This is a genomic window from Chitinophaga vietnamensis, from assembly GCF_902167635.1.
GTDB lineage: Bacteria > Bacteroidota > Bacteroidia > Chitinophagales > Chitinophagaceae > Chitinophaga > Chitinophaga vietnamensis.
Genome location: NZ_CABHMS010000004.1, coordinates 500,684 through 517,344, shown reverse-complemented (window position 1 = coordinate 517,344; position 16,661 = coordinate 500,684). Strand labels below are relative to the sequence as shown.

The 16,661-nt window shown below is 46.1% G+C and carries 20 protein-coding genes; 5 read left to right on the top strand and 15 right to left on the bottom strand.

Annotated features, from left to right (window positions below; translation table 11 throughout):
• The first annotated feature begins 33 nt into the window (after positions 1-33).
• Entirely contained in the window at positions 34-867 is an 834-nt protein-coding gene (locus FPG75_RS13345) for a hypothetical protein (RefSeq protein ID WP_143307355.1), read from the top strand.
• Positions 868-1,263: 396 nt separating this feature from the next.
• Here FPG75_RS13345 and FPG75_RS13340 read toward each other — a convergent pair whose 3' ends face one another.
• A complete protein-coding gene (locus FPG75_RS13340; RefSeq protein WP_143307354.1) occupies positions 1,264-2,664 on the bottom strand; it encodes a type III PLP-dependent enzyme domain-containing protein in 1,401 nt (466 codons plus the stop codon).
• Positions 2,665-2,921: 257 nt separating this feature from the next.
• Positions 2,922-3,551: a WbqC family protein gene (locus FPG75_RS13335; protein WP_143307353.1), complete on the bottom strand. Its 630-nt coding sequence runs from the start codon at positions 3,549-3,551 to the stop codon at positions 2,922-2,924.
• Positions 3,552-4,034: 483 nt separating this feature from the next.
• Between FPG75_RS13335 and FPG75_RS13330 the strand changes: the two genes are divergently transcribed.
• Positions 4,035-4,424: an LEA type 2 family protein gene (locus FPG75_RS13330; protein ID WP_161596795.1), complete on the top strand. Its 390-nt coding sequence runs from the start codon at positions 4,035-4,037 to the stop codon at positions 4,422-4,424.
• A gap of 2 nt (positions 4,425-4,426) precedes the next feature.
• On the opposite strand, the gene FPG75_RS13325 is transcribed toward FPG75_RS13330, so the two are convergent.
• The 3 genes from FPG75_RS13325 to pyrE form a co-directional block, all read right to left on the bottom strand.
• Positions 4,427-4,858, bottom strand: coding sequence for a hypothetical protein (locus FPG75_RS13325; RefSeq protein WP_143307351.1), 432 nt, complete (start codon positions 4,856-4,858; stop codon positions 4,427-4,429).
• Between the two features lie 171 nt (positions 4,859-5,029).
• Positions 5,030-5,404 (bottom strand): heavy-metal-associated domain-containing protein, encoded by a 375-nt coding sequence (locus FPG75_RS13320; protein WP_143307350.1) that lies wholly within the window; start codon positions 5,402-5,404, stop codon positions 5,030-5,032.
• Between the two features lie 48 nt (positions 5,405-5,452).
• A complete protein-coding gene (gene pyrE / locus FPG75_RS13315) occupies positions 5,453-6,088 on the bottom strand; it encodes an orotate phosphoribosyltransferase (protein ID WP_143307349.1) in 636 nt (211 codons plus the stop codon).
• Positions 6,089-6,173: 85 nt separating this feature from the next.
• Between pyrE and FPG75_RS13310 the strand changes: the two genes are divergently transcribed.
• Positions 6,174-6,797 (top strand): NUDIX hydrolase, encoded by a 624-nt coding sequence (locus tag FPG75_RS13310; protein WP_143307348.1) that lies wholly within the window; start codon positions 6,174-6,176, stop codon positions 6,795-6,797.
• Positions 6,798-6,835: 38 nt separating this feature from the next.
• On the opposite strand, the gene FPG75_RS13305 is transcribed toward FPG75_RS13310, so the two are convergent.
• Genes FPG75_RS13305 through FPG75_RS13290 form a run of 4 tightly spaced genes read right to left on the bottom strand, consistent with a single transcriptional unit; the run spans position 6,836 to position 9,208 of the window.
• Entirely contained in the window at positions 6,836-7,267 is a 432-nt protein-coding gene (locus tag FPG75_RS13305) for a hotdog fold thioesterase (protein ID WP_143307347.1), read from the bottom strand.
• Positions 7,268-7,279: 12 nt separating this feature from the next.
• On the bottom strand, positions 7,280-7,756 hold the full coding sequence (gene coaD, locus FPG75_RS13300) for a pantetheine-phosphate adenylyltransferase (RefSeq protein WP_143307346.1): 477 nt from the start codon (positions 7,754-7,756) through the stop codon (positions 7,280-7,282).
• 37 nt (positions 7,757-7,793) lie between these two features.
• Positions 7,794-8,294 (bottom strand): RsmD family RNA methyltransferase, encoded by a 501-nt coding sequence (locus FPG75_RS13295; RefSeq protein WP_236652784.1) that lies wholly within the window; start codon positions 8,292-8,294, stop codon positions 7,794-7,796.
• A gap of 44 nt (positions 8,295-8,338) precedes the next feature.
• Positions 8,339-9,208: a DUF3822 family protein gene (locus tag FPG75_RS13290; RefSeq protein ID WP_161596794.1), complete on the bottom strand. Its 870-nt coding sequence runs from the start codon at positions 9,206-9,208 to the stop codon at positions 8,339-8,341.
• Positions 9,209-9,303: 95 nt separating this feature from the next.
• On the opposite strand from FPG75_RS13290, the gene FPG75_RS13285 reads away from it, so the two are divergent.
• The gene (locus tag FPG75_RS13285; RefSeq protein ID WP_143307343.1) at positions 9,304-10,635 is read left to right on the top strand and encodes an MATE family efflux transporter; all 1,332 of its coding nucleotides are present in this window, start codon (positions 9,304-9,306) and stop codon (positions 10,633-10,635) included.
• Between the two features lie 5 nt (positions 10,636-10,640).
• Here FPG75_RS13285 and FPG75_RS13280 read toward each other — a convergent pair whose 3' ends face one another.
• The 5 genes from FPG75_RS13280 to FPG75_RS13260 form a co-directional block, all read right to left on the bottom strand.
• Positions 10,641-11,396, bottom strand: a complete 756-nt coding sequence (locus FPG75_RS13280) for a hypothetical protein (RefSeq protein ID WP_143307342.1) — start codon at positions 11,394-11,396, stop codon at positions 10,641-10,643.
• A gap of 80 nt (positions 11,397-11,476) precedes the next feature.
• Positions 11,477-11,827 (bottom strand): dihydroneopterin aldolase, encoded by a 351-nt coding sequence (locus FPG75_RS13275; RefSeq protein ID WP_143307341.1) that lies wholly within the window; start codon positions 11,825-11,827, stop codon positions 11,477-11,479.
• Positions 11,828-11,910: 83 nt separating this feature from the next.
• Complete coding sequence (gene trxB, locus FPG75_RS13270) at positions 11,911-12,864, bottom strand: thioredoxin-disulfide reductase (RefSeq protein WP_143307340.1); 954 nt, start codon at positions 12,862-12,864, stop codon at positions 11,911-11,913.
• A 19-nt stretch (positions 12,865-12,883) separates the two neighbouring features.
• The gene (locus tag FPG75_RS13265) at positions 12,884-13,765 is read right to left on the bottom strand and encodes a DUF4249 domain-containing protein (RefSeq protein ID WP_143307339.1); all 882 of its coding nucleotides are present in this window, start codon (positions 13,763-13,765) and stop codon (positions 12,884-12,886) included.
• A 146-nt stretch (positions 13,766-13,911) separates the two neighbouring features.
• Positions 13,912-14,769: a sigma-70 family RNA polymerase sigma factor gene (locus FPG75_RS13260; protein WP_012793808.1), complete on the bottom strand. Its 858-nt coding sequence runs from the start codon at positions 14,767-14,769 to the stop codon at positions 13,912-13,914.
• Between the two features lie 326 nt (positions 14,770-15,095).
• Between FPG75_RS13260 and FPG75_RS13255 the strand changes: the two genes are divergently transcribed.
• Positions 15,096-16,112: a threonine aldolase family protein gene (locus tag FPG75_RS13255; RefSeq protein WP_143307338.1), complete on the top strand. Its 1,017-nt coding sequence runs from the start codon at positions 15,096-15,098 to the stop codon at positions 16,110-16,112.
• Positions 16,113-16,273: 161 nt separating this feature from the next.
• Here FPG75_RS13255 and FPG75_RS13250 read toward each other — a convergent pair whose 3' ends face one another.
• Complete coding sequence (locus tag FPG75_RS13250; protein ID WP_143307337.1) at positions 16,274-16,480, bottom strand: hypothetical protein; 207 nt, start codon at positions 16,478-16,480, stop codon at positions 16,274-16,276.
• Positions 16,481-16,661 lie beyond the last annotated feature (181 nt).

Below are 16,661 nucleotides of genomic sequence, written 5' to 3'. Positions count from 1 at the left end.
ATGCAATAATTTGCTGTTTCTAAGCACGCAGTAATGGCAAAGATGTTCAGGGGTGCCTGGCTATTCATCAGAAATACTTATCTCAGCGCAGAAAGCGCTGTAATCGGAAACGTATTGCAACACACACAGGACACGTATGAGCAGGCCAAGATCAAACTGATCTTCGACTATATCTTTTTTTATTGCAGTGCACTCTTACCAGTGCTCTTCCTCGCCATGCTTACACAAAACGAAGTGAATCTTATTATCATTCCTTTTGTATATGGCATGACCGGCATCTGTCTTTTTTTATTGAAAAAAGGTGTCAGCATTTCTATCGTTGGTTCGCTAACCTCCTTGACTACACTGGCAATGCCTATCCTCTCCTCCTATTTTAATAACCAGGATGTTTCGCCTAAATATGCCATCATCTGGATGGTGAGCATATTGCTTTGCTACATCACTGTTAACCTGGCCACAGCGCTCGCCTGGAGCCTGATCCTTTGTTCGTACCTCGCCATGGTGGCCTATATCAAGCTGAACGCCATTCCCGTATACGTATCCCCCGGATATTCCAACGCTTTCCAATACCTGTCCAATCCCTTGGTGGTGGCCATTTACATCCTGTTTGTCATACGCGCGCTGGGCCAATACTACCGCAATATCATCTCGATGGAAAAGAGACGGACGAAGGAAAAGCAACAGCAACATCTTTCTCTCATCAATCAAAACCTCACTAAACAGTTCCTGCTAGTAAAAGGATTTTCACGTTCCGGTAAAGCTGCTTTCGTAAACGGGGAGCTGGAATTGCTGGAGGCCTGTTTTACAGAGATAGAAAAACAGTGCGGATCGGCGATCGACTTTTTAAATGAGGCACAGGAAGATTGATAAATACTACGTCTGTGTGACATATTTTCTTTTTTCATCCCCTGTTTTTACACAGCCCGGGAAACAAGTAAATAATACCATCAATACAGTTGGGCATCTGCTGCCATCTCTGGCATAAGAGGTAATATTTCCAGTTCACAAAAAGGTAATAAAAATTACAACTTTTAGGGCTTATCCGCCTTGTGGGAGTGCTCTATCTTTGCACTATCAAATTCATCGATCCTATTGTCCTTATGCTGATGAATATCATATAACCTATGCCATGACAGGGCCTTTCAGTAAAATGAAGGCCTTTTTTATTTATAGCTATTTCTCACTATATCATAAAAAATACAGATAAAAAATAAGCCCCCCGAAAAATCGGGGGGCTTTCAGTAGGATTACTAACCCATTTTTTTAATAACCCAATATCTTTAACATGCTTTGAGCAGTTTGTTCTTTTGCATACAGCCAGTCTTTCAACTGACCATTCTTGTCCTGTCCTACGATCACATGTTTCGGCGAGGGGATCAGACAGTGCTTGATACCTCCATAGCCGCTCAATTGATCCTGATAGGCGCCGGTATGGAAAAATCCAATATACAAAGGCTCGCTACTATTGCCTTGTTTGGGCAGGAACACGGCATTTATATGCTCCTCAGATGTATAAAAGTCGTAACCATCGCAGGTGAGGCCTCCAAGATGTACTTCCTGATACTCCTGGTCCCACTTGTTGATCGGCAACATGAGGAACTTCTCACCTATCCCCCAGGTATCCGGCAGTGTAGTGATGAACGAGCTATCGATCATATACCAGATCTCACGGTCGTTCTGCATCTTCTCACCCACTACGCTGTAAATTACTGCGCCGCTCTCACCCACGGTAAAGGAACCAAATTCTGTGTAGATGTCTGGTACAGGTACCTTGTTCTTCTTACACATACTTTTGATATTCGCCACGATCTCATTTACGATGTAATTGTAATCGTAATCAAAACCGAGGGAGTGCTTAATCGGGAAACCGCCGCCGATGTTGATACTATCCAGTTCCGGACAGATCTTTTTCAGTTGGCAATAGAGGTTGAGCACCCGGTTAAACTGGCTCCAGTAGTAGATATCATCTTTGATACCCTTATTCATAAAGAAGTGCAGCATTTTCAGCTCGAACTTCTCATTACCTTTCAGCTTGTCCACATAAAACTCAAGGATGTCCCTGGAGCGTATACCCAGCCTGGAGGTATAGAAATCAAAGGTAGGTTCTTCTTCAGCCGCAATGCGGAGGCCGAGTTTCACCTTATCTTTCGAACGGATATTCTTCTGATAATCTTCCAGCTCTTCTTTATTATCCAGAACGGGGATTACATTTTTAAAGCCACTGTTGATGAGCTTCGAGATCGCTCTGGTGTAGGCTTTAGTTTTGTACCCGTTACAGATCACAAAGGTTTCTTTGTTGATCTTCTTACGCTCATACAGCTTGTTGATAATGTCGATGTCATAAGCGAACGAAGTTTCGATGTGGATGCCGTGCTTGAGCGTTTCCTCCATGATAAAGGAGAAGTGTGAGCTCTTGGTGCAGTAGCAATAATAATAATTCCCGTCGTACCTGTTCTTCTTAATGGCATCCTGGAACATCTTTTTCGCCTTGTTGATCTGCATGCCTATTTTAGGCAGGTAAGTCAACTTAAAGGGTGTTCCGTACTTGTCAATCAACGCCTTAATATCCAAACCATTGAATTGCAGGTAGTTGTCTTTAACATCAAAGCCCTCCTGGGGAAATTCAAAGGTCTGGTTAACGAGGTCTGTGTAGGTGCTATTCATTTAATGCTGAGAATGAATTTTAGGAATTAGCAATAAAATTTAAACTTCAGGATAAATGTTCCTTTCCCCTCGCTGGAAAACTCCTGGTTTACACACCTACGTCAGTTCGAAACCCAGCAAAATTGGTTGCAAATCTAAATATTTTGTTGATTGCTGCAGTAATTTTTTTACCGAGGGTACGAATAAAAATGAACGATTACCGGCGCAAATATACAAACTATTACAAATGAGCTTATTATATAATTTTATTTAATATTTTATTTGGACGAACGGATTACTTCCAGCGCTTGTTTTCCTTCGCAGAAAAGCAGGTCCAGGATACTTAGCCCGGGAATGAAGCCGGTGCGGTCCTGGAACACTTGCGTATAGGCAATACCGGACTCATCTGTTTCGCCTGGCAAAATGGTACCACGGGCATCAGTAACACCGTTCACTTCTTTCTCATAACTATTGGTAAACGTAATTTCTGGCAGAAGGTTGAGTTTGTTGCTAACCCATTCGAAACAGGAGAGGTTCCAGTCGAGTAAAAAATCGAACTTTTTTTCGAACAGCATTTCGAGCTCGGCCTCATAATATTCGAACCAGGGAGAGCGCCTGTAAGCAGACACGAGCGTTTTCCAATGCAGCGCCTGCCATTTCTCCTCATTGCTGATCCTGACATCTTTCATAACTGTCCGCTGATTCTTTCCTTTGGTAAGCGGCACGCTTAAAATCATTCGCCCGTTTGGACCGGCGAGGTAACAACGGTTCCTGTAACTCACCTTTTGGTAGTGTTCATATCTCTCAATCTGCAATATGTCGTGTTCAATTAAAGTTTTATAAAAATTAATGGGCGGAAAATATTGTAATTCAATCAACAATACACTATTTTTTGCATGCTCTGTCATAATGTCAACATTTAAAATTGCAGACCTGAAAATCTATTCATTCACCAGGTGAACTATTTATAATTTACCACTTAACAATTAACTTTAAGTAACTGGATAACAATTCATAGAAAACTTTTAAAAATGCTAATGAAATTAGTTTTTTCAAGTTTGAAGTAAAATTCCAGGTAGATGCAAAAATACTAAAGATATTAGTGGCTTTGAAGAGATTTTTAGCGGCCTGATGAGGAAATGCAAAGATAACAGAAATACTTAAAAAATGTATTTTTTCATATTTGTTAATTACATTATTTAAAAACCAGGCTCTCCCCTTTCGGGGGAAATTGCGCCGTTAAATCTTTCCTAATTCAAGCACCCTTTTTTGAGAAATAAAACCTTTACCGTAGGTTTGAAAAAAATTCAACCGCTGATTTTACCATGAAATTCATCCGTCTTATATTAGTTGTTTTTGTGATTTGGGGAATGGCGAGTTCCTGTGAAAAAATGAAGGATCTCCAATTTGTGAGAGTAGCTGGCATGACCATGAGCGAACTGGGAATGTCCAAAAGTATCGTACGGATGACCTTGGCATATTATAATCCCAATAATTTTAAGCTGCAATTAAAGGACGCCAACTTTGACCTTTTCTTTGACGATACCCCGGTTGGCCATTCCATCCAGGATACGATGATCTACATCCCGGCCAGGGACACTTTTTATTTTCCGGTAAAACTGGAGGTGAATATGGGCAATGTATTACAGAACGCCTGGAGCGCTTTCTCCAAGAAAGAAGTAACCATCAAAGCTACCGGCAACTGTAAAGTGGGTAAAGGCGGCGTTTATCTTCCCTTCCCGATCAAATGTGAAACAAAGCAGGCGCTTAACTTCTTCTGATCTCAATTTTCCAGCAATGATAGTATGCCGGTTAAATGCCGGCTTTCCTCCAGTGTTTTTACTGGCGGCAGCCCTATTTCTTTTCTTAATTGATTGATATTGGATAAATCAATAGTGGTAAACCTGTCATGGCGGTGATACACCTTCCAGGCAATGGCCGTTTTCAACACTGCGGCTTTCACGCGGATAGTATGCGCAGCATAGCGCCCCGGATGCAGATGAATGTAATGATCGCGGTTGGCCGCATACCGCAGCACCCAGCGGGAACCATCCGATAGATGGATTTCAAGGTAATGGCCTGAGGCAACCAGCAGCTTTTCATAAGCAGCCTGGCTGGTAGCACCGAGGCGATGTAGCGCCTGCATGGTTTCTTCGAAAAGGGCTGGCAGCGTCAAAGCGCCGCAGTAGAGGTCCATCTGTGACGCGCCGATCACGCTGAGCTGTGAAGTTAACTCTGCCAGCGTACAGGTGGCAACAAACTGCCGGATGCTGCCCAGATGATGTTTCAGCGGATTGAAAAGTACCGGGTATGTGGAGGAAGAAGTGATAGCACAGGGCTTTAAAAAAACTCCCGGTGTGGAAGCACCGGGAGCAGGAATAGCTTATTAATGTTTCTTGTCCGGCATGCCCCCGCCGTCTTCCGGCTTTTTGCAGCATGTAGGCAATTTGGCATATGATTCAGGATTGGCAGTTACGTTGTCTGCATCATATCCTGCATTGGCGATGCCTGTTTTGATATTTTCGATGTTGGTACGGTCAGACCAGTATTTCACTGTAGCAGTGTGTTTCTTGTAATCCACCTTTACAGATTGAACACCTTCTTCCTGCGCCATATATCTTTCAATGCGGTTCTTGCAGGATTCACATTGAACGGTAGGTGTGCTGATCTTGGCTGTCAGCAGGGATTTCTGTTTCTGTTGAGCCATGGCTGTAGCAACGGTAACCACCAGCATCAACATCACTAATTTCAGGATACGCATATAATTGATTTTGTCAATCGAATATACAGAAAAAACATCATGTAGCTGTTACTTGCCCCATTGATCAGGAGCGCTTCTCCAGGCTTGCAGCGTAGCGATATCATCGGAGGAGACGATGCCCTTTTCTTCTGCCAGCGCGATCATGGCGTTGTAATTGCTCAGCGAATGAAAAGGTACGCCAGCTGCTTCAAAAGCTTTCACGGCTATATCGAAGCCATAGTTGAAGATCGATACCATGCCGATCACTTCACCGCCGGCAGCACGGATCGCCTGTACGGCTTCCAGGCTACTTTTGCCGGTGGAGATCAGATCTTCTATCACCACTACCGGCTGACCAGGCTGCAATACGCCTTCGATCTGGTTGCCCATGCCGTGTTCCTTGGGTTTGGAACGCACATAAATGAAAGGCAGTTTCAGCTGATCCGCTACCAGCGCGCCATGCGGGATACCCGCAGTGGCTACGCCCGCGATCACGGCTGCATCAGGAAATGTTTCAAATACCACATTGCATAACTCGGATTTGATATAGTCACGTACATAAGGGTAAGACAGTATCTTCCTGTTATCGCAATAGATAGGAGATTTCCAGCCGGAAGCCCATGTGAAGGGCTGCGCCGGGCTTAACTTCACTGCCTGCACCTGCAGCAGTCTTTCTGCAACTTGTTTTTCGCTTACTTTAGTCATACAAGCGCCAAAATTATCGATTTAATCGTAATTATTTTACATTACCTCTCCTTTCAATTAAATCATCCTTATTACTTTTGCACGCATGCAAGCAAACGTCACTATTTATCTGAATGAGCGCCCATTGCTGCTGTGCGCCGGGGAAACAGCCATCCCGGCCGGGTATGCAGACGCTGAAATATTCCATGATCCTGACACAGAACAGATCGATCATATATTATTGCAACTGGAAGAAGGAGAAAGACACGCCGCTGTTTTTATTCGTGAAGATGTGAAGCAGTTGCTGAAAAAAGTATCCCTTCACTTTACCGTGCTGGTAGCGGCCGGCGGATTGGTTACCAATGATGCAGGCGACGTACTGATGATGTTCCGCCGCGGCAAATGGGATCTGCCCAAAGGCAAACAGGACCCCGGTGAAGACCTGGAAAGCTGCGCCCTGCGCGAAGTTGCGGAAGAAACAGGATTACATAACGTTACCCTGCTAACCAAGATCAACGAAACCTTCCACTACTACCCCATGAAAAACAAAAAGGTACTGAAGCATACCTATTGGTACCGCATGTTATTCACCGGAAAAGAGTTAACGGTACCGCAAATCGAGGAAGATATTCTCGATATCCAGTGGATCAGGAAAGAAAATGTGAACAAGTACCTGCAATTCTCTTATGAAAATATCAGGGAAGTATTCAGGGAAGCGAACATGATATAAATAGCTGCACCGGTATGCCCGGTGCAGCTACGATTATATTATCGTTTTGCGAGGATGGCTACCGTGAGGCGGCTGGCGCAAACCAGTTTGTGGTGGTCGTCGGTAATACGGATATCCCACACATGGCTCGCAGAGCCGATGTGCAGCGGTTTGGCAACGGCATGCACATATCCTTCTCTCACGCCACGGATATGGTTGGCATTGATCTCCATGCCCACACAGATTTGCTTGGCAGGATCGATGATCAGCGCAGATGCCACGCTGCCAACGGTTTCAGCCAGGGCGGCAGAAGCGCCTCCGTGCAACAGACCATAGGGTTGTACGGTTTTATGGTTTACGGGCATCATTATTTTTAGGTAATCAGGGCCGATCTCTGTAAACTCCATTCCCAGGTAAGCCGCCATGGTATTGGCCCCCATCTCATTTAACTGATCCAGTGATACATCCAGTGAATGCCAGATCGCTTTCATAATTTTATCTTTTTAGATGTTGACCTTTTTAATTCCCTCCAATACAGCCGCCGGCACAAAAGACGAAACATCGCCGCCATTGCGGTAGATATCTCTCACCAATGTAGAGGCAATACTGGAATATTCAGGTACGCAGGTAAGGAAAATGGTTTCGATGCCGGGCGCGATGGTGCGATTTACATCAGCGATGGCTTTTTCGTACTCAAAGTCGCTCACATAGCGGATGCCGCGTAAGATGTAGCGCGCGTCAATCTTCTTACAAAAATCTATCGTCAGCCCTTCATACGCTGCCACTTCTACCCGGTGGTCATCTTTATAGATTTCCCTGATCCAGGCAATACGTTCTTCCAGCGGGAACATGGGTTTCTTGTTGCTGTTGTAGCCAATGCCGATCACTAGTTTGTCGAACAGATCGAGGCCCCTGTTGATCACGTCGGTATGACCGAGGGTGATGGGGTCGAAAGTTCCCGGAAACAGGCATGTTCTCATAAGTTATTGTTTTATATATGACGGAATCTGCTACGGGTCAGCGTTTCAGCTCTTCCCTGTTGATGAAGATGGAAAAGGTGGTGCCCCCATAACTTCTTTCCGACCGGTAATATGAATATTGTTTGAAATTATTGTGATGGGTATGTTCTATCACGAGCCATCCTTCGGGATGCAGCAGTTCCCGTTCAAAAACGAGCAAAGGCAGCTGCGCCATGGCATCCATGGCGTAGGGCGGATCGGCGAAGATGAAATCGAATTTTTCGGTGCATTGCTGCAGGTAGCGGAATGCGTCCATCTTCACGATGTTGAGCGTGTCGATATCAAGCGCTTTGGCTGTTTTACGGATATATTCTGCCATAGACGGATCTTTTTCCACGATGGTCATATTGGTAGCGCCGCGCGATGCCAGCTCATAGCTGATGCTGCCGGTGCCGCCAAACAGGTCCAATGTTTTTAAAGATGGAATGTCCAGGTTGTTTTCGATGATATTGAACAGGCCGCCCTTTGCGATGTCTGTAGTAGGCCTGGTATTAGGCATTTTTGCAGGTGGTTGAAATCTTCTGCCTCCACTCGCTCCTCCGATTATACGCATAATGCTAACGCATACAGGTTGTGAAAATAATAGCCGGGAATCTCCTGCATCCTGGTGATATAGCGGAAACCCGGTAAACGTTGCGCCCATTCCAGGCGGGGTATGAATTTATACATCTCGCGGTATACTGCACTGTCTTTATCGAGCGCTCCGGAAAGTTTTACTTTTATCTGTTGTTCGTTGACGTTCAGCTGCCGCAGGGTGCTCACCAACGCATATACTACGTCGAGGCCGCTCTGGTACTCATTTTCCTGCTGTATCAATAATTTACCGGCAACATATATTGTAAAAGTGACGGTATTGCGCTGTACTTCTACAAAGGCCACACCGTCGGCATGATGATAATCGAGATCCAGCGGATATGCCTGCAGCAAGGCAGTATTGGCATGCATTACCAGGTCGGTGGAAAACTCTTTCCGCAGGAAGCCTAACAGGTCTTTATCAAGCCCGTACACATTCACGGCCGGCGCGCCTGGCAGCTGATCGGCCAGTATGGCTTCCTGTATCCTGGCGGGTTGCGACAGGTGCAGGTAATCTTTTTTCAGTGAGGCGTTGTAAATTTCCTGTGGCACCAGCACGCCCGCCCCCGTGTCAAAGGCCAGCAGTGTGGATTTGAAGGCGGTAAACAACAGTTTGTCCATCTCAAACACTTCTTCTATCATTTCCAGATCGGCGAGGGCCAGCTTTTGTGGCTGGAAATGATAAGACTTCAAGGCCAGGAACTTCTTCTCCGCAGGTTCGTATACTACATAACTGAACGTACCGCTACCTACCAGCACCAGGAGGTGACAGGCCGTGAGGTCGGTTTCCAGCAACGTTTCATCGTCTACTGTAAATGCAGGATGGATGTTGTAAGCCACGGGCATGTTTTACATTTCAAATGAGATACAATAATAACTATTTCGTGTTAAATACCTGTTAGTAAATTTACCTTTGCGTACTACGAACCGAACATATGCAACTGGAAGTAAGCAACAGACAGATCATCAGGATTGGAGCCCCTATTTGCCTGGCCTTGATCATTCCCCAGATCAATCATATGACCAATACCGCCTTCCTCGGGCGCCTGGGGGAGTTTGAGCTGGCGGCCAATGGCATCGCCGGTATCTACTATCTCGTGATGTATATGATTGCCTATGGCCTTAACAATGGCTTGCAGGTGCTGATTGCCCGGCGTGCGGGGCAGCGGCAGCACAGTGGCATCGGGCAGTTGTTTACCAATGGCCTGCAGGTAGGCCTTTTCTTTTCCCTGCTGGCGATCGTGCTTACGCTCGCTGCGGCGCCCTGGTTCTTCTCCAAAAGTCTGCACGACCCGCATATCTGCGCGGCGGCAGTTTCGTTTATCCGTATCCGTATCTGGGGACTTCCTCTGCTGATGCTGCTCAACATGGCGGATGCCTTTTATATCGGTAGCGGCCATACGAAGATATTAGTCCCGATATCCCTTTGCCAGGAAGCGGTGAACATCTTCTTTGATTATACCCTCATCTTCGGAAAGTTCGGGATGCCGGCGCTTGGGCTCAATGGCGCTGCCACGGCATCAGTGATCGCCGAGGCCACCGGTTTCCTGGTAGCATTTGGTTTTCTCTTTATCAACGGTTATCAAAAAAAGTATAGCCTTTTCCGTTATCTACGACCGCAGTGGGCAATTATGAAGGGTATCCTGGACGTATCGGCGCCGATCATTGTGCAATTCCTGTTCAGTATTGGCAGCTGGTTTATCTTCTTCATTTTCATTGAACACCTGGGAGAGCGGCCCCTGGCCATTTCCAATATGTTGCGCAGCGTCTTCGGGTTCTTTGGCATCTTCACCTGGGCGCTGGCAGCCACCTGTAACACGATGGTGAGCAATGTGATCGGCCAGGGACGGTCAGACCTGGTGCCCACCGCCATCCGGAAGATCGTGCTGATCAGCCTGGGATGCGCCACCACCGTATGTATCCTGGTGAATCTTTTCCCGCATACCCTGCTGCACATCTATACCAGTGATGCTACGCTGATCACCGCCGCCATTCCTTCTATCCGTGTGATCACACTCAGCACCCTGCTGATGGCCATTGCGGCGGTAACGCTGAGCGGCGTAACAGGCACCGGCAATACCCGTATGAACCTCTTCACGGAGATCATCGCGGTAATTGGCTACCTGGTCTATTGCGATATTGTGATAGAGCGCATGCAAAGTCCGCTGAAACTGGCCTGGGGCGCGGATTTCGTGTACTGGATCATTATTTTCAGCCTGAGCTTTTGGTACCTGCGCAGTGGCAGGTGGAAGGGGAAAGAGATATAGATTGATTATTGCAGATCGTCCAGCATTTTTTTGCAATCGGCCTTGATGCTATTATCATCCTGCGCGACGCTGCGTAATGTCAGCGCTTTTTTCAGCACCTCGATGGCCTTGTCTTGCTGGTCGTTGTATTTATAAGCGCGGGCCAGTTCATAATAATTCAGGATGAAGCCCGGATCGAGCTGGCGGCATTTTTCATAATTGGCGATCGCTTTGGCGATGGAGCCATCCGGCAATCCGCCGAAGAGCATTTTAGCGGCGCTGCGTTCGAATACATTCAGCGTGGCTACTTCGTAGTTCCATTTGCCGAGCACATGATAGGCGGGGCCGAGGTTGGGATTGAATTTGATGGCCAGTTCGGCATATTTTTTTACATCTTTGGAGGCGGCTACTTTGTCTTTTGCGCCAGAGATGAGTGCCATCCGTCCCATAGCTACAGCCATGGCGTAATTGGCATCGGCGCTGTTAGGATCTATCTTCAGCGCTTGTTGGGCGTAGTTCTTAGCCTGATTGAAATAATTTGATTTATCGTCTTTGCTTTTCTGGCGGTTACCAATGCGGGAGGCCATTTCACTGGCATGTATCAACGCGCTGAGCTGATTGGGTTGTATCTTGAGCACTTCCCTGTCTTTATCATAGGCGCTTTCTTCTTTCATCTGTTTTTCCAGTTGTTTTGCTTGCTCCACCATTTCGTCTACACTTTGTGCTTTGACAGTAAAAGCTGCCAGCAATAAAAAGGAAAAGGCCATTATCCGTTTCAACATAGGACAGGTTTTGTTGATTAACTAATAGGCATAAATCTACGAAAATAAGCAATTGGAACCTCAGCAGTAAACAAGAAAAATCAGTAGTCTTTCTCCAGCGATACCATGGAATTGCGGATAGGAGCGCCCATTGGCGGATTCAATTTGCGCAGGGTGACGATACTGTGCCGGATAACAGGATAACGTTGTTTGAGTGCGGCGGTGATTTCATACACCACCTCTTCCAGTAAGGGTTTGGGCATGGCCATTGCAGCTTTCGCCACTTCGTAGATGCCCTGGTAATTGACTGTTTCGGAAAGATCATCTACGGGCACGGCGCCGGATATACGAACAATGATATCCAGCAGAAACTCGTTGCCGATAATCGTTTCCTCTGGATAATAACCGTGAAACGCGTGAAAGCGGGCCTGTTCAAGGGCGATCGTCAACATAAAAAAAGCGCTGCATTAATAAGGGAGGAAGCCCTTGATGCGCTTTGCGCACATCAAGGGCTGGCCTTCTTAATTTGTAATTATTATTGTTGATGTTCTTTAGCAGAGAGATATCTTTCTGCATCCAGCGCGGCCATACATCCGCTACCGGCGGCAGTTACAGCCTGGCGGTAGATCTTGTCCTGCACATCGCCGCAGGCAAAAACGCCTTCGATGCTGGTGCGCGTAGAGCCGGGAACTGTTTTGATATAATCCTGATCATCGAGTTCCAGGTAATCTTTGAAGATGGCGGAATTAGGCTGGTGGCCTATTGCCACGAAAAATGCGCTGATGGGAACAGTTTTGATCTCGTTGGTTTTGTTGTTACGGATCTTTACTGCTTCCACTTTGTTTTCGCCGAGCACTTCTTCCGTTTCGCTGTTCCAGTAAACGATGATATTGGAAGTTTTGAGTACGCGGTCCTGCATTACTTTAGACGCGCGCATTTCATGACGGCGTACCAGCATATGCACGGTGCTGCACATTTTTGAGAGATAGAGCGCTTCTTCTGCGGCGGTATCGCCGGCGCCAACGATGGCGACTTCTTTACCACGGAAGAAGAAACCGTCGCAAACGGCGCAGGCGGAAACACCGCTACCGTTGAGACGTTGTTCTGACGGGATACCGAGCCATTTGGCAGAAGCGCCGGTGGCGATGATCACTGCATCTGCGGAGATCACTTTATCCTCATCGATCGTTACTTTATAAGGCTGTTGACTGAAATCTACAGAAGAGGCCATACCATAGCGGATATCGGCGCCCATGCGGGTAGCTTGTTTCTCAAAATCCACCATCATTTCCGGGCCTTGAATACCTTCGGGGTAGCCGGGATAGTTTTCTACTTCTGTGGTGATGGTGAGTTGCCCGCCGGGTTGTATACCCTGGTACAATACGGGTTTAAGATTTGCTCTGGCGGCATAAATGGCAGCGGTATATCCGGCAGGGCCTGAACCGATGATCAATAAATGCACATGTTCTTGTTGGTTCTTGTTTTCCATACTTGTTTTTACGGTATAATTATTTCTTGATATAGACGGTATCAAAGGTGGCTGCATATCCGCCCCAGTAGCCCAATGCGCCGGGAATGTTCCCGATGATGGTCGTGGGCGAAGAGAACGGATTGCCATTGCTGTTATAGGCAAAATCCACCGTACGCCAGAAGTCCCAGGTACCTTTATCGATATTACAAAATTTTACGATAACCGTATCGCCTCTGTTGAAGAAGCTGAAAGTCTCCAGGTTTACTGACTGGTTTTTATCTACGCCAGCGTCGAGGGGTAATTCAAATGTGGTGCCGTTCACGATCTGATCATCCATGGTGGAGTTCAATCCGGGCAGAAAAGCTTCGTGATTACGTTTGGTAAAGTAGCGGGCATAGTTGCCAAATTCAGGCGCATCGGTGATTCGCACGTAGAGGTGCGCCTTCATGGTGTCTTTATTGACGGATGCGCGATGCCACCAAACTGAGTCTAGCTTCATGCCATAAGTGGGTATCTTCGTGACAGCAGAGTATGACTTCTTGTCAGCAGTGATCTTTAAAGTATAGCTGGTACCGATCTTTCCTTTAAAGGCGTTGCCGGGTTGGGATTCATCTACGCCGTATATGTATACTTTTGCGCCGAAGGTGGTATCGATGGTTTGTTCCTTCAGGGTGATGGTTTGGCTGCCGTCGGATACGGTTACTATGGCGTTATGAACGAAAGAGCCGAGGAGTTTATCCGCATCGATTTTTGAAAAATAGCTCAGGCTATGGGTGAGTATCACCATTGGATATTTTCCGTTCTCGATTTTTCCTTCCACTACCAGTTGTGGGTTTTGTTGTTGCAGGTTTACGCTGACATCCTTTTCGCAGGAGGCAAAGGCTATTGCAACTAAGCATAACAAAATAGCGACTCTCATGGCATGCAAAAATAAAGGGTGTAGATAATAATAAGAACACCGGCCATGTATTTACAAGGCCGGTGTTCTTATAGAATAAAGAGGATATATAGATTTCCTGATTTAGAAGGTAGAGGTCCTGAAAATCAAAAAACTTCAAACACAGATTATCCGAGGTAGGATTTCAGGGCGCCACTATAGCGGGCTTTTTGCAGCCTTTTGATAGCGCGTTCCTTGATTTGCCTGATTCTTTCTTTGGTCAGATCATATTTCTGGCCGATTTGTTCGATTGTTGCTCCATTTTCACCATCCAGACCGAAATAAGCGTTCACTATCTCTGCTTCACGCGGGCTGAGTGATTTCAGCACCCGGCGGATCTCTTCACGCAGTGAGTCGCGCATTACATCATCATCGGTAATATCACCACCTTCGAGCAAGTCACCCATCGCTACATCTTCTGCTTCATGTACTGGTGCGTCCAGTGACATATGTCGGGTATTACTTTGAAAAATGTTGTTGATTTCCGATTCAGACATTTCCAGGATTTCTGCGAGTTCTTCGGTAGAAGGTTCGCGTTCGTTTTCCTGTTCAAATGCCATGTAAGCTTTGTTCGCTTTGTTATAAGTGCCAATTTTGTTCTGCGGCAGACGTACAAGGCGACCTTGTTCGGCTAACGCCTGTAAAATGGATTGGCGAATCCACCATACAGCATAAGAGATGAATTTGAAACCTTTGGTTTCATCGAAACGTTGTGCAGCTTTGATCAGACCTAAATTACCTTCATTGATAAGGTCGCTGAGGCTAAGCCCCTGGTGCTGATATTGTTTTGCCACAGAAACAACGAAACGAAGGTTTCCTGTAGTCAATCTTTCAAGAGCCTTTTGATCGCCCATTTTTATACGCTGCGCCAAAACGGTCTCTTCCTCAGGTGTTAACAAAGGGATCTTCGAGATTTCCTGCAGGTACTTTTCTACCGCCTGCGAATCACGGTTGGTGATCTGGGTGGCAATTTTAAGTTGCCTCATATGAAAAATTGTATTGGTTTATAAATAAGATAACAGAGGAAGAAATATTTTGTTTGAAAAACTAAAATTATTTAACTTACAAAGTTTCCCACTCCTTATCGTTTTGTTTGAATTAGCCTGCAAAGATCGTGCTAACGAATCACTCTACCAAATACTTCTTATTTTGCCTGCCTTATAACAAAATACGTTTTAATAACGAATTTTCATAGTGCTTTAGTTCTCGATTTTCTTAGCTTTAGCCAAATTTTAACAATTGATAAGTAATCATTATTAAATTAATAACTTAACTAATTTATCACAAGGGACATTGCAAATTTTTCAACACGATGATTGACTTCAGAAGCGACACCTTTACCCGGCCGGGCCCTGGCATGTTACAGGCGATGCTACAGGCAGAAACCGGCGACGACGTATTTGGAGAGGACCCAAGCGTAAACAAACTGGAAGCCATGATGGCAGCCTATTTTGGCAAAGAGGCAGCCCTTTACTGTCCTTCCGGCACGATGAGTAACCAGATCGCCATCAAAGTACATACGATACCAGGCGATGAAGTGGTTTGCAGTAATCTTGCACATGTTTATATTTATGAAGGAGGCGGCATCGCTTTTAACTCTTCCGCACAGGTACATGCCATCACCGGCGACCGCGGCATGATCACAGCAGAGCAGGTACAGGCAGCCATCAATCCCGATGACGTACATAAAGCCCGGACCAGCCTCGTTTGCCTGGAGAACACTTCCAACCGTGGCGGCGGATGCTGCTACGAGTGGGAAGAGATCCTTAAAATTAAACAGGTATGCAGCCAGCATAACCTTGCCCTGCACCTCGACGGCGCCCGTCTCTTCAACGCGCTGGTAGCCACCGGACAGGATGCGAAAGCCTATGGCGCTGCATTCGACAGCATCTCGGTTTGCCTGAATAAAGGCATGGGATGCCCCATGGGCTCTGTATTGCTGGGCAGTCATGACTTCATTAAATCCGCCAGACGTATCCGTAAAAAACTGGGTGGCGGCATGCGGCAAGCCGGTTACATGGCGACCACCGGCATCTATGCCATGGAGAACAATATCGCCCGGCTGGAAGAAGATCACCAGCACGCTAAACTGATTGCGCAAACCTTGTTGGAGAAAAGCTTTACCGGCCATATGCTGCCGGTAGAAACCAATATCCTCATCTTTGAACTCAAAGGACAATGGACACCACAACTCTTTGCAGATTACATGAAACGGGAAGGCATCCTCGTAATGCCCATTTCTGCCACACAGGTAAGAATGGTACTGCACCTGGATATCACACCGGAGATGGTGGAGCGCACTTGTAAGATCATTATGGAAATGCCATAATAAAATAGAAGGCCGGTAATAATTACCGGCCTTTTTTATGATGCCACTAATTATCGATTGATTCCTAACGGTAGCGGGAGTACGAAAGACGGGAAGTAAAGGAGAGGGTAAGATTTATCAGGTACATACGCAAATACAGTTTTTCAGTTAAAAGATAAGGTTCAATTACGCTTGATCGGTTCAAAGGAAATCTCCGGCCAGTTTGGATGTCTTTTAGCTCTTTCCGCCAGCCTTTCCGGTGTCATGGGAACCATCAAGTGCCGCACTGGGGCAAGAAATGCATCCCTCTTTTCTTTTGAAGCAATCAGTTCGCGGCGCTGCTCCATGAGCGCGTCCATAATCATGTCGAATTCTTTTTGTGTCATCATAGTTTATGGTTTTGATGTACCACGAATTTGATGCATTTTCCCGGCTTTGCCAAATTTTTTAGCAAAATCTATCATTATAAATGTATGATAATCAACATTATATACAGATTAGTGTTTTGATAAAGAGATTCTTATTTCCGGCACTTTCTTTAATTTCCATCTCTCCTTAATCTCCTTTATT

What these genes read in the sequence shown, in the direction of transcription:
- FPG75_RS13345 (WP_143307355.1), top strand. Translation starts at nt 34, where the DNA reads ATGGCAAAGATGTTCAGGGGTGCCTGGCTATTCATCAGAAATACTTAT.
- FPG75_RS13340 (WP_143307354.1), bottom strand. Translation starts at nt 2,664, where the DNA reads ATGAATAGCACCTACACAGACCTCGTTAACCAGACCTTTGAATTTCCC.
- FPG75_RS13335 (WP_143307353.1), bottom strand. Translation starts at nt 3,551, where the DNA reads ATGACAGAGCATGCAAAAAATAGTGTATTGTTGATTGAATTACAATAT.
- FPG75_RS13330 (WP_161596795.1), top strand. Translation starts at nt 4,035, where the DNA reads ATGAAGGATCTCCAATTTGTGAGAGTAGCTGGCATGACCATGAGCGAA.
- FPG75_RS13320 (WP_143307350.1), bottom strand. Translation starts at nt 5,404, where the DNA reads ATGCGTATCCTGAAATTAGTGATGTTGATGCTGGTGGTTACCGTTGCT.
- pyrE (WP_143307349.1), bottom strand. Translation starts at nt 6,088, where the DNA reads ATGACTAAAGTAAGCGAAAAACAAGTTGCAGAAAGACTGCTGCAGGTG.
- FPG75_RS13310 (WP_143307348.1), top strand. Translation starts at nt 6,174, where the DNA reads ATGCAAGCAAACGTCACTATTTATCTGAATGAGCGCCCATTGCTGCTG.
- FPG75_RS13305 (WP_143307347.1), bottom strand. Translation starts at nt 7,267, where the DNA reads ATGAAAGCGATCTGGCATTCACTGGATGTATCACTGGATCAGTTAAAT.
- coaD (WP_143307346.1), bottom strand. Translation starts at nt 7,756, where the DNA reads ATGAGAACATGCCTGTTTCCGGGAACTTTCGACCCCATCACCCTCGGT.
- FPG75_RS13295 (WP_236652784.1), bottom strand. Translation starts at nt 8,294, where the DNA reads ATGCCTAATACCAGGCCTACTACAGACATCGCAAAGGGCGGCCTGTTC.
- FPG75_RS13285 (WP_143307343.1), top strand. Translation starts at nt 9,304, where the DNA reads ATGCAACTGGAAGTAAGCAACAGACAGATCATCAGGATTGGAGCCCCT.
- FPG75_RS13280 (WP_143307342.1), bottom strand. Translation starts at nt 11,396, where the DNA reads ATGTTGAAACGGATAATGGCCTTTTCCTTTTTATTGCTGGCAGCTTTT.
- FPG75_RS13275 (WP_143307341.1), bottom strand. Translation starts at nt 11,827, where the DNA reads ATGTTGACGATCGCCCTTGAACAGGCCCGCTTTCACGCGTTTCACGGT.
- trxB (WP_143307340.1), bottom strand. Translation starts at nt 12,864, where the DNA reads ATGGAAAACAAGAACCAACAAGAACATGTGCATTTATTGATCATCGGT.
- FPG75_RS13265 (WP_143307339.1), bottom strand. Translation starts at nt 13,765, where the DNA reads ATGAGAGTCGCTATTTTGTTATGCTTAGTTGCAATAGCCTTTGCCTCC.
- FPG75_RS13260 (WP_012793808.1), bottom strand. Translation starts at nt 14,769, where the DNA reads ATGAGGCAACTTAAAATTGCCACCCAGATCACCAACCGTGATTCGCAG.
- FPG75_RS13255 (WP_143307338.1), top strand. Translation starts at nt 15,096, where the DNA reads ATGATTGACTTCAGAAGCGACACCTTTACCCGGCCGGGCCCTGGCATG.
- FPG75_RS13250 (WP_143307337.1), bottom strand. Translation starts at nt 16,480, where the DNA reads ATGATGACACAAAAAGAATTCGACATGATTATGGACGCGCTCATGGAG.